Raw genomic sequence first — 8,159 nt, 5'->3', positions numbered from 1 at the left:
TGGCTCATCGGAACCCTACGCGCCACCACACGAACCAGCCCAGTCCGCCACCTCTCCCTCACCCCAGCCGCCTGACCAGAGAAAACCAACAGCATCGTTGGATGCGCAGAAATCCACGCGGTCCCGCGTGACCGGACCGGTCACGACCACCCCGGCCCGGCGCGGCCTGATGGGGAGGGGTGTTGCGAAAGCTTTCGCCAAGACGGCCTGCCCGAATTCACCGCCCCCGCAAGTAGTCGACTACTTGCGCAGCCCAACGAGCCGGAACCGCACCCGTTGCCCCGGCCGCACCTGAGCGGCCAGATCCAGATCCGCTTCCGCCACCACCGCGATCACCGGATAGCCCCCGGTCACCGGATGGTCGGCGAGGAAAAGGATCGGCTGCCCCGAAGGAGGAACCTGCAGCGCGCCGGGCACAGCGGCCTCGGGCGGCAACTCGCCGTCTCGCGCCCGCGAGAGCACGGGGCCATCGAGTCGCACGCCCACCCGATCGACATCGGCGGTGGCGACGTAACCAGAAGAGACCAAAGTGGACAGTGCGCCGGGAACGAACCACGGAACCCGAGGTCCCGGAGTGACCCGCAGAATCGGCACATCGGGCAGCGGAGCACGAGGGGCGAGATCCACCCCAGGGTGGGCCAGCACCCGCTGCCCCACCGGCAAGGTCATCCCGGCCGAGAGTGCGAGCGGACCGAGCTTGCCGAGGGTGTCCGTCGCCCGCGCACCAAGCACAGGAGGGACGTCGATGCCGCCACGCACCGCGACATAACACCGCAGACCTTGGGAGGCCGTACCGAGAACGAGTTCGTCGCCGGGGCCCACCGGAATCGGCGAGTCGGGGCCGACGGCACGCATCCCGGCAGCCCGCGTCCCGACGGTGATCGGGCACGGCGCGCCGGTGACGGCGACGGTCGTCGGCGCCGAGAATCGCAGGACCAGGCCGCCCAGGACGGCCTCCAGGGCGGCGTGGCTCTCGGGGTTCCCGACCAGCCGGTTCGCCAGCCGCAGCGAACCGCGGTCGGCGGCACCGGACCGGCCGACGCCGATCGCGGCCAGGCCGGGGCGCCCGAGATCCTGCACGGTGGCGAAAACGCCGGGGCGGACCACTTCGATCTTCGCGGTCATGAAGTGAACCGGATCCGCGTTCCCGGCGCCAGCAGGTTCGGCGGCTCGCGTTCGACGTCCCACACCGGCAGCGTGGTCCGCCCGATCAGCTGCCAGCCACCGGGGGAGGCGTTCGGGTACACCGCCGTGTACTCACCCGCGATCGCGACCGAGCCGGCGGGCACCCGGGTGCGCGGGCTCGTCCGGCGCGGCAGGTGCAGTGCGGGGTCGAGGCCGGTCAGGTAGGCGAAACCCGGTGCGAAGCCGCAGAACGCCGAGACGTAGGTGCCGTCTTCGTGGCGCCGGACGACGGCCTCCGCCGACATGCCGGTGGCGGCCGCGACGTCGGCCAGATCCGGGCCGTCGTAGCGCACCGGGACGACGATCTCGGCGGCTTCGCGTGGCGCGACGTCCACTGTGGACCGATCGAGGACGTCGCCGGCGAGCCGGTCGTGGTGGGTCCGGCCCGGGTCGAACCGGATGAGCAGGGTCCGCGCGGCCGGGACCAGTTCGATGACGCCGTCCGGCGGGTCCTGCTCCAGTGACGCGTGCAGCCCGAGCACCTCCGACGGGTCGTCGAAGTCGATCATGGCCGCACGCGCCCCGTAGGGCAGAACCCGCATCACGCGGCCTCCAGGAAGGATCCGATGTGGACACCGGACGCGCTGAGCCCCGCGCGGATCCGTCGCGCCAGTTCGACGGCGCCGGGGGTGTCGCCGTGCACGCAGAGCGAGTTCGGCCGAAGGGCCAGCTCGGTCCCGTCGATGGCGACGACCTTGCCGGTGGCCGCCATCGTGACCGCCCGGTCGGCGACCTCGTCGGCGTCGTGGAGCACGGCGCCCGGCAGTTTCCGGGAGACCAGAAGGCCTTCCGGCGTGTAGGCGCGGTCAGCGAAGGCTTCGGCGTACGCGGGGAACCCGGCCTTTTCGGCTTGCTTGGCCATTTCCGACCCCGGCGGGCACAGCAGTGCGAGCGTGGGATGGAACCGCCGGATCGCCTCGGCCACCGCGGCCGCCTGCTCCGGATCCACCGCGGCGGTGTTGTACAACGCCCCGTGCGGCTTGACGTACCGCACCCGTGTCCCCGCCGCGCGGGCGAAAGCGTCGAGCGCGCCGATCTGGTAGAGCACGTCGTCGGCCAGGTCGTCGGGGGCGACGTCCATCGCCCGCCGCCCGAACCCGGCGAGATCGCGGTAGGCGACGTGGGCGCCGATGACGACGCCCCGCATCCCCGCGCGTTCGCAGACGCGCCGCATCACCGACGGGTCGCCGGCGTGGAACCCGCACGCGACGTTCGCGCTGGTGACGATGTCGAGCATGGCGTCGTCGTCGCCCATTTTCCAGGCGCCGAAACCCTCGCCGAGATCACTGTTGAGGTCCATACCGTTGAGATCCATCAAGCCACCTTGAACTCGGTGTCGAGTTTGTCGGTCACGAACATGTAGCCCGGCGCGTGCGTGATCGCGAACGGCGGCCGCGAGGCCATCAGCGCCGCTTGCGGGGTCACGCCGCACGCCCAGAACACCGGCACGTCACCGGGTTCCGCGTCGACCGGATCGCCGAAATCGGGCTTGCCGAGATCGGCGATGCCGAGCGCGGCCGGGTCGCCGATGTGCACGGGCGCCCCGTGCACGGCGGGCATCCCGCGGGTGACGCGCACGGCGTCGTCGACGCGGTCTTCGGGGATCTGCCGCATCGAGACCACCATCGGCCCGTGCAGCCGCCCGGCCGGGACGCACTCGCGGTTCGTCACGTACATCGCCACGTTGCGGCCCTGGTCGACGTGCCGCAGCGGGATGCCTTCGGCGGCCAGCGCCGATTCGAAGGTGAAGCTGCAGCCGATCGAGAACGAGACCATGTCGCTGCGCCACAACCCGCTCGCGTCCGGGACCTCACCGGACAGCGCGCCGTTCTGCCAGACGCGGTAGCGCGGCAGGTCGGTGCGCAGATCCGCGCCGGGCGCCAGCCGTGTCGACGGGTCGCCGGGATCGCTGACGTCGAGCACCGGGCAGGGCTGCGGATTCCGCTGACAGAACAGCAGGACGTCGTAGGCCCAGTCCTCGGGGACGGCGATCAGGTTGGTCTGGGTGAACCCGTTCGCCCAGCCGGTGGTCGGGCGGGCCGCGCCCGCGCGGAACAGGGCGCGGGCCTCGCGGGGGGACAACGTCGCCGGTTCGTCGAAAGTGGTCATCGCGATGCCTCCTCTTCCGATTGTCGCTACAGGAGTTCGCGGCCGCGAGTCTCGGGCAGGCCGAGCAGTGCCAGCACGGCGATGCCGTAGCCGACCGCGCCGAACACCATCGCGCCGCCCGCGCCGAGGAAACCGACCACGGCGGGGAAGGTCGCGCCGATGGCCCGGCCGAGGTTGTAGGTGAAGCCCTGCCCGGTCGCACGCAGCGCTGAGGGGTACAGCTCCGCGAGGAAAGCGCCGAACCCGCTGAAGATCGCGGACATCGAGAACCCGAGCGGGAAGCCGAGGAACAGCACGAGCGTGTTCGCGCCCGCCGGGATCTGCGTGTAGGCGATGATGAGACCCGCCGACAGCACCGAGAACAGCAGGAACGTCTTCTTGCGTCCCAAGATGTCCGTGAGATAGCCGCCGGTGATGTAGCCGATGAAGGCACCGGAGATCAGGAACGCGAGATAGCCGCCGGTCCCGATGACGGTGAGGCCGCGGGTGGTCTTGAGGTAACTCGGCAGCCAGGTCGCGAGCGTGTAGTAACCGCCCTGGACACCGGTGGCGAGCAGCGCGGCGAAGAGCGTCGTGCGCAGCAGGTCCGGCTTGAAGATGCCCTTGAACGAACCACGTTCCTTCTTCTCCGCACGGGCGGCCTGCGCGACGGGCGCGTCCTGGACGTTCCGCCGGACCCACAGCACCAGCAGGGCCGGGATGACACCGGTCCAGAACATCACGCGCCACGCGACGTCCGGGCTGAACAGGCTGAAGACCACCGTGTAGACGACGACCGACAGTGCCCAGCCGACCGCCCAGGCGCTCTGGACGAAGGCGACCGTCCGGCCGCGGTAGCGCGCCTGCGAGTACTCCGCCACCAGCGCGGCGCCGGCGGCCCACTCGCCGCCGAAGCCGAGACCCTGCAGGGCGCGGAAGATCAGGAGCGTCTCGAAGTTCGGCGCGAACCCGCAGAGCACGGTGAAGACCGTGTACATCGCGATGGTGATCTGGAGGGTGCGCACGCGGCCGATGCGGTCGGCCAGGACACCCGCGCCGATGCCGCCGATCGCCGAGACCACCAGCGTCGTCGTGCCGAGCAGGCCGGCCTCGCCGCCGGAGAGTCCGTAGTAGGCGGTGATCGCGGCCAAGCCCAGCGGCAGGGTCTGGTAGTCGAACGAATCGAGCCCGTACCCGCCGAACGCGCCGACGAAGGCCCGGCGGCCTCGCGAACCGAGCGTGCGGAACCAGGCGAAGGGACGTGTGTCTTCTTCGGTGGTGGCTGTCGCGTCCATCGGCACCTCCAGAGGGTGGATCTCATCGTGGCATGGGTCACACGGTTAGCCAGTTACAGCACTGTAGGTATTGTTCAACAATTCCACAAGGGGATCCCTGGCTTGACCTCTTGTGCGTAGGTAGGATCGGTCACGTGACGATCGCGGAGGGTGGTCCTGCAGCGGTGCGAGGACTCGAAGCGGACCGAGACATGATCAGCCGCACCAGTACCGCCGAGCGGGTCGCGGGCGTCCTCCGCACGCGCATCGCGGAAGGGTTCTTCCTGCCCGGCGTGCGGCTGTCGGAACAGGACATCGGCTCGGCGCTCGGCGTCTCCCGGAACACGCTGCGCGAGGCGTTCCGGCTGCTCACGCACGAACGGCTGCTGACCCATGAGCTCAACCGCGGCGTCTTCGTGCGGATGCTGTCGGTCGAGGACGTCGTCGACCTCTACAAGGTGCGCAAGGTCGTCGAGTGCTCGGCGGTGCGAGCGGTGACGGAGAAGCCGCCGACTTACGCGAAGCTCGCGCGGATGGTCGAGGACGGCAGGCTCGCCGAGCGGAGTGAGCGCTGGCAGGACCTCGGTACCGCGAACATCCGGTTCCACTCGGCGCTCGCGGGACTCGGCGAAAGCGAACGGATCGACGAGCTGATGCGCGGCATCCTCGCCGAGCTGCGGCTGGTGTTCCACATGATGGCCGACCCCCGGCGCTTCCACGAGCCGTACCTCAAGCGCAACGCGGAGATCCTCGAGCGCATCGAGGCCGGCGACGGCATGGGCGCCGAAAAGCTCCTCGTGCAGTACCTCACCGACGCCGAAAACCAGCTCGTCGAAGCCTACGCCGAACGCGCCCAAACGCATCCAGAGGACTAAACGCGGTAGTTCAGGGTGCGAACTACCGCGTTCAGGGGACGAAACGCGAGGGTTTTAAGGGGTCGTCCACTTCTGGTTCGCGCCACCGCCGCAGGTCCAGATCTGGAGCCTGGTCCCGTTCGCCGAGCTGTTCCCGGCGGCGTCGAGGCACTTGTTCGCCTGCGGGTTCACGATGTCGCGCGCGCCGCTGACCGCCCACTTCTGCGCGCCGGATCCGTTGCAGCCCCACAGTTGCACGGCCGTGCCGTCCGCGGTCCCGCCGCCGGAGACGTCCAGGCACTTGCCGAGCGCGCGGATCGTGCCGTCGCTTCCGACGGTCCAGTTCTGCGCGGCGTTGCCGTTGCAGTCGGTGATCTGGATCGGGGTGCCGTCGGAGCTGTTCGCGGCCGCGACGTCGACGCATTTGCCGCCGATGCCGGTGATCCGCCCGGTGTTCCCGGCCGTGTTGCTGGAGTTGACGTGCACGTAGTCGACCACGAGACGCTGCGGGAAGACGGTGCTGGAGTTCGGGTCACCCGGCCAGTAGCCGCCGACGGCGAGGTTCAGGATCAGGTAGAAGGGGTGGTCGAAGACCCAGCGGTTGCCGTTGAGGTCGGCGGGGGTGCGGGTCTGGTAGAGGTTCCCGTCCACGTACCACTTGATCTGGTTCGGTGCCCAGTCGACGGCGTAGGTGTGGAAGTCGTCGGAGAAGTTCGGGCCGTTGTAGCCCGCGCCGATGCCGCCGGCGCCGGAGTAACCGGGGCCGTGGAGGGTGCCGTGCACCGTGTTCGGCTCGAAGCCGACGTTCTCCATGATGTCGATCTCGCCGCTGTTGGGCCAGCCGACGTTGCCGATGTCGGCGCCGAGCATCCAGAACGCGGGCCACATCCCCTGTCCGCGCGGCAGTTTCATCCGCGCTTCGAACCGGCCGTAGGTCTGGGTGAACTGACCCTGCGTGGACAGGCGGGCGGAGGTGTACTCGCAGCGCCCGTACCAGCAGTTGTAGTTGCCCGGGTTCTCCTTCTTCGCGGTGATGACCAGGTTGCCCTGGCCGTCGAGCGCCGCGTTGTCCGTCCCGGACGTGTACCACTGCCGCTCGTGGTTGTTCACGTTGTCGCCGGTTTCGAAATGCCACTTCGAGGTGTCGATACCCGCGCCGGCGGCGCCGTTGAAGTCGTCGGTGAAGGTCGCGGCCATCACCGCGGCTTCGGAAGCAGGGGCTTGGGCGGTCGCCGGTAGTGCGCCGAGCAGGACACCGGCGGCGAGGAGCGCCGCACTCCTTTGAACAACGCCGCGGAAGCGTGAAGAGATGGACATCGTTGTCGCCTCTCTGACCGTTGGGGACCCCACGCGGCAGGGCGCGCGGGAGAACGGAAAGCGCCGGCAAAACCACTTTGTTGTGCCTGACAACAAAGTATGCATGGTCTCAACCACTGCGACAAGACGTGCGATGACCTATTTTTTGACCTCGAAATAAGGCTCAGGCGGCCGTCCCGCGCTTCGACCCGGCTGTCCGCGGGTCCGCGCCCTGGTCCAGGAGGGCGGCGACAGGCAGGGTGGCGGCTCCTATGGCGACGGCGTCCGGCCCGAGCCGTCCGAGCTCGATCTCGGTCTGGTCGAACACGTGCGCGAGCGCGTGCTCGCCCGCCACGCGCCGGATCTCGGGCAGGTACTGCTCGCCGAGCGCGAGCCCGGCCCAGCCGCCCAGCACGATCCGCTCCGGGTTGAACAGGTTGACCAGGTTGCCGATGCCGGCGCCGAGATAGCCCGCAGTCTCCTCCAGCACCTTGGCCGCGGCCTTGGACTTGCCCGCCGATTCCAGCAGGGCGGCGAACTGCGTCTGCTCGTCCTCGTCCGAGGTGGTCTTTCCGCCGCGTGCCTTGCGATAGCGGGCGAGGACACCTTCCGCGCCGACGTAGGACTCAAGGCAGCCGCGCGATCCGCAGCGGCATTCCTGCCCGCCGTAGACGATCGTGGTGTGGCCCCATTCGCCCGCGCTGCTGGTGGAGCCCCGGTAGGTGGTGCCGTCGGTGACCACGGCCGCGCCGACGCCGGACCCGATGAGGACTATCACCGCGTGCCGCGCGCCGCGACCGGCGCCGAACCACATTTCGCCCTGGCCTTGGGTTTTCGCGCCGTTGTCGATGAACAACGGCAGCGCGACACCCTCGGCGCGCAGGAGATCGGTCAGCGGGACCTCTTTCCAGCCGATGGTGGGCGCGTGCACGCGCAGCGCCCCGCCTTGTTCGATGGCGCCCTGTTCGACGGTGCCGGGGACGCCGACGCCCACGCCGAGCACGGTCGCCTCGTCGATGCCGGATTCCGTGATGACTTCCCGGAGTCCGGACGCCACCTGGGTGACGGCGGCGGCCGCGTCCGGCCGCGGGGAGGCGAGGGGATGTTCGACGGTGGCGAGCCGGTTCATGGTGAGGTCGAACAGCTCGACCTTCACGCCGGTCTCGCCGATGTCGACGCCGGCGACGTGGCCATACGCCGGGTCGACGCGGAGCAGGACACGCGGCCTGCCGCCGTCGGATTCGACCAGCCCGGCTTCGGTGATGAGGCGTTCTTCGCCGAGTTCGGCGGTCACGTTGCTGACGGTCGCGGCGCTCAATCCGGTCAGACCGCTCAATTCGTGGCGGCTGAGCGGGCCGTCGAAGTAGAGTTTCGACAGCAGGAGGGAACGGTTGTGCCGCCGCAGGTCACGGACGGTGGTGCGCTTGGCAGGCATGCGGATACCCATCTTATGGCGGCGGAC

General features: G+C 69.5%; 8 protein-coding genes. 1 reads left to right on the top strand and 7 read right to left on the bottom strand.

Features of this window, described 5'->3' with window-relative positions; translation table 11 throughout:
- Positions 1–240: 240 nt before the first annotated feature.
- The 5 genes from ACFOSH_RS18585 to ACFOSH_RS18565 are packed head-to-tail and all read right to left on the bottom strand — an operon-like array spanning position 241 to position 4,568.
- Entirely contained in the window at positions 241–1,125 is an 885-nt protein-coding gene (locus tag ACFOSH_RS18585) for a 5-oxoprolinase subunit C family protein (RefSeq protein WP_378240201.1), read from the bottom strand.
- Positions 1,122–1,727, bottom strand: coding sequence for a 5-oxoprolinase subunit B family protein (locus ACFOSH_RS18580; RefSeq protein WP_378240200.1), 606 nt, complete (start codon positions 1,725–1,727; stop codon positions 1,122–1,124). Before ACFOSH_RS18580 ends, ACFOSH_RS18585 begins: the two co-directional genes overlap by 4 nt.
- Positions 1,727–2,485: a LamB/YcsF family protein gene (locus ACFOSH_RS18575; RefSeq protein WP_378240213.1), complete on the bottom strand. Its 759-nt coding sequence runs from the start codon at positions 2,483–2,485 to the stop codon at positions 1,727–1,729. The genes ACFOSH_RS18580 and ACFOSH_RS18575 overlap by 1 nt, the downstream gene beginning before the upstream one ends.
- A gap of 14 nt (positions 2,486–2,499) precedes the next feature.
- Positions 2,500–3,294 (bottom strand): putative hydro-lyase, encoded by a 795-nt coding sequence (locus ACFOSH_RS18570; protein WP_378240198.1) that lies wholly within the window; start codon positions 3,292–3,294, stop codon positions 2,500–2,502.
- Between the two features lie 26 nt (positions 3,295–3,320).
- Positions 3,321–4,568, bottom strand: a complete 1,248-nt coding sequence (locus ACFOSH_RS18565) for an MFS transporter (RefSeq protein WP_378240197.1) — start codon at positions 4,566–4,568, stop codon at positions 3,321–3,323.
- 191 nt (positions 4,569–4,759) lie between these two features.
- Between ACFOSH_RS18565 and ACFOSH_RS18560 the strand changes: the two genes are divergently transcribed.
- Positions 4,760–5,422, top strand: coding sequence for a GntR family transcriptional regulator (locus ACFOSH_RS18560; protein WP_378240212.1), 663 nt, complete (start codon positions 4,760–4,762; stop codon positions 5,420–5,422).
- Between the two features lie 54 nt (positions 5,423–5,476).
- On the opposite strand, the gene ACFOSH_RS18555 is transcribed toward ACFOSH_RS18560, so the two are convergent.
- A complete protein-coding gene (locus ACFOSH_RS18555; RefSeq protein ID WP_378240196.1) occupies positions 5,477–6,718 on the bottom strand; it encodes a family 16 glycosylhydrolase in 1,242 nt (413 codons plus the stop codon).
- A gap of 163 nt (positions 6,719–6,881) precedes the next feature.
- The gene (locus tag ACFOSH_RS18550) at positions 6,882–8,144 is read right to left on the bottom strand and encodes an ROK family protein (protein WP_378240195.1); all 1,263 of its coding nucleotides are present in this window, start codon (positions 8,142–8,144) and stop codon (positions 6,882–6,884) included.
- Positions 8,145–8,159: the final 15 nt, after the last annotated feature.

It is taken from the genome of Amycolatopsis speibonae (genome assembly GCF_042647925.1).
Taxonomy (GTDB): domain Bacteria; phylum Actinomycetota; class Actinomycetes; order Mycobacteriales; family Pseudonocardiaceae; genus Amycolatopsis; species Amycolatopsis speibonae.
This window is presented reverse-complemented; position numbering and strand designations above follow the sequence as displayed.

What these genes read in the sequence shown, in the direction of transcription:
- ACFOSH_RS18585 (WP_378240201.1), bottom strand. Translation starts at nt 1,125, where the DNA reads ATGACCGCGAAGATCGAAGTGGTCCGCCCCGGCGTTTTCGCCACCGTG.
- ACFOSH_RS18580 (WP_378240200.1), bottom strand. Translation starts at nt 1,727, where the DNA reads ATGCGGGTTCTGCCCTACGGGGCGCGTGCGGCCATGATCGACTTCGAC.
- ACFOSH_RS18575 (WP_378240213.1), bottom strand. Translation starts at nt 2,485, where the DNA reads ATGGACCTCAACAGTGATCTCGGCGAGGGTTTCGGCGCCTGGAAAATG.
- ACFOSH_RS18570 (WP_378240198.1), bottom strand. Translation starts at nt 3,294, where the DNA reads ATGACCACTTTCGACGAACCGGCGACGTTGTCCCCCCGCGAGGCCCGC.
- ACFOSH_RS18565 (WP_378240197.1), bottom strand. Translation starts at nt 4,568, where the DNA reads ATGGACGCGACAGCCACCACCGAAGAAGACACACGTCCCTTCGCCTGG.
- ACFOSH_RS18560 (WP_378240212.1), top strand. Translation starts at nt 4,760, where the DNA reads ATGATCAGCCGCACCAGTACCGCCGAGCGGGTCGCGGGCGTCCTCCGC.
- ACFOSH_RS18555 (WP_378240196.1), bottom strand. Translation starts at nt 6,718, where the DNA reads ATGTCCATCTCTTCACGCTTCCGCGGCGTTGTTCAAAGGAGTGCGGCG.
- ACFOSH_RS18550 (WP_378240195.1), bottom strand. Translation starts at nt 8,144, where the DNA reads ATGGGTATCCGCATGCCTGCCAAGCGCACCACCGTCCGTGACCTGCGG.